Origin of the sequence: Mesobacillus sp., assembly GCF_049588175.1 — a bacterium.
GTDB lineage: Bacteria > Bacillota > Bacilli > Bacillales > Cytobacillaceae > Mesobacillus.
Genome location: NZ_JBAVFI010000148.1, coordinates 1 through 2,309 on the forward strand (window position 1 = coordinate 1; position 2,309 = coordinate 2,309).

Annotated in this window: 3 protein-coding genes; all 3 read left to right on the top strand. The window is 42.7% G+C overall.

Annotated features, from left to right (window positions below; all coding sequences use genetic code 11):
* A partial coding sequence (locus tag WB217_RS03595; protein ID WP_423990713.1) for a hypothetical protein occupies window positions 1-612 on the top strand: 612 nt, incomplete at its 5' end.
* Window positions 613-735: 123 nt separating this feature from the next.
* Window positions 736-1,062, top strand: a complete 327-nt coding sequence (locus WB217_RS03600) for a hypothetical protein (RefSeq protein WP_423990715.1) — start codon at window positions 736-738, stop codon at window positions 1,060-1,062.
* Window positions 1,063-1,234: 172 nt separating this feature from the next.
* On the top strand, window positions 1,235-2,309 hold a 1,075-nt coding region (locus WB217_RS03605; protein ID WP_423990717.1), incomplete at its 3' end, for a ribonuclease J.

Sequence of the window (2,309 nt, forward strand, 5' to 3'; positions counted from 1 at the left end):
TCAGGCATTTATTCAAATGAGCAGGCAACAGGAGTAGAGAATTATATCCTCAGCGCAAAGAAAGGCCGGAGCGCGACGATGAGGGCAAAGCTGATCGCTGCTTCCATTTTCGCGATTGTGGTGGTTCTGTTCTGGGAGGCTTTCAATTTGATTACCAGAACGGCAGTGTTCGGAACAAAGGGTTGGGACTTGCCGATTCAGTATTCCTTTAAATACTTTTTTTCTCCATATAGCCTGACATTCATGGAGTACCACATGATCCAGATTTCTCTTCATATACTAGCGGCGATTGCTTTTGCGGGGCTGATTGTCCTCGTATCGACCCTGTCTAAATCAACGGTCATTTCGTTCTTTGTTTCTGGATTCCTGTTCGGAGTTCCGATCCTGGCGCAAAGCATCATGAACGTTGAAACAATATGGGTGAATAAAATGCTCACTTTGACTCTGACCAACATCATGAAAGTAGAAGAACTATTCATGAACTTCAATTCATACAGTGTGTTTGGCTATCCCCTCCTGGCTCCCTTTGCGGGAATAGCGATTGCAGTGGCCGTACTGGTTGGAACAGCCGTTTTATCAGTGGTGCTTATCGAGAGAAAACAAATAGTATGATGGAATTTGAGAGGGTGGAGGCCCTCTCTGTTTTTTTTGAAATGAAAACGTCAGCTGGAGATGCAGAGTAACCCATGCTTCGCTTAGAAAATCACCTTTGAATTTTAGCCAACTAGTAAAAAAATGAATGCAACTGGTGAAAAAACGAATGCAACTGGTGAAAAAATCAATCCAACCGGTGAAAAAACGAGTCCAACCGGTGAAATCATCAATTTGTCGAACCAACTAGCTGAAAATCGCCATGCAAAATTACTCTTTGCTAGTAAAATTTTAAGCAAAGGGGAGAAAAACGATTTCAACGGGGAAAATACGTCCTCCAATCAAAAAAAAAACCGATTTCACAAAGGAAAAAACAGGTTCACGTTGCAAAAGTCACTCTCTCAAACGAAGTGCATGTGCATCCGCCCAAAAGATGAATTCCCCAAAATTTCAGCAACTTTTCCCTGCTAAAAAACATCTCATCTGCAAACGGTATATCATTATTTGTTGAATTGACCAAATTGTGATATATTTTAAGGACTTAAACCCCTATTTTCTCCATTAAATTTCCTCACTATTCTTCATTAAAAAGATTCCAGTGGGAATTGATGATACAGGCATAAATATAAACAGGAGCTGAACTATGGAAAAGAAACTAAAAAAGGATCTCAGGATTTTCGCGTTGGGCGGTCTTGGTGAGATCGGTAAGAACACATATGTAATCGAATATAAAAATGAAATGGTGCTCGTGGATTGCGGAATAAAGTTCCCGGACAATGATTTGCTCGGGATCGATTATGTGCTCGCAGATTACACGTATTTAAAACAGAATCAGGACAAGCTTGTTGGGATTTTCGTCACACATGGCCATGAAGACCATATTGGCGGATTGCCATTTTTACTGCAGGACGTAAAGGCGCCGATTTATGGCGGTGATTTTGCCGTAGAACTAATTAAATCAAAGCTTACAGAACATAAAATAAAAGGTGTTACGTTCCATCAAATCAACAATGATACCGTGGTGGAATTCCAGAATATTAAGGTCCGCTTTTTCCGTACGACCCACAGTATCGCGGATTCATTTGGTGTCGTTGTCACTACGCCAGAGGGAAATATCGTCCATACAGGCGATTTCAAGTTTGATTTGACTCCAGTGGGACAGGGAACTGATTTTCAAAAAATCGCGGAAGTCAGCAGCGAAGGCGTGCTGTGCTTATTGTCTGACAGCACAAACGCTGAAGTTCCTGGATTCTCTGTTTCGGAAAAAAGAGTCGGAGAGGCGATTGAGGATATTTTTCAGACTGTGGATGGCAGGGTTATTTTTGCCACATTTGCGTCGAACATCGACCGCATCCAGCAGGTTGTGAAGTCTTCTTTAAAGCATAACCGTAAAATGGCTGTTGTCGGCCGCAGCATGGAGAAAACGATTGAGATTGGCAGACGCCTTGGTTATATCACGGCGCCGGACGAGGCTTTTATCAGCATCAATGAAATCGGACAGGCTCAAAGCAATGAGCTTACCATTATTTGTACGGGAAGCCAGGGGGAACCGATGGCGGCACTTGCAAGAATCGCCAATGGAACACATCGCCAAATTTCGGTCATTCCGGGAGATACGATTGTATTCTCATCTTCACCAATTCCTGGCAACACGATCAGTGTTAACCGCGTGATTGATAAGCTTCACCGCATCGGTGCTGACATCATTCACCATAAAA

Bases quoted from the DNA above. Each gene is read 5' to 3' on its own strand.
- WB217_RS03600 (WP_423990715.1), top strand. From the start codon at position 736: ATGAATGCAACTGGTGAAAAAACGAATGCAACTGGTGAAAAAATCAAT.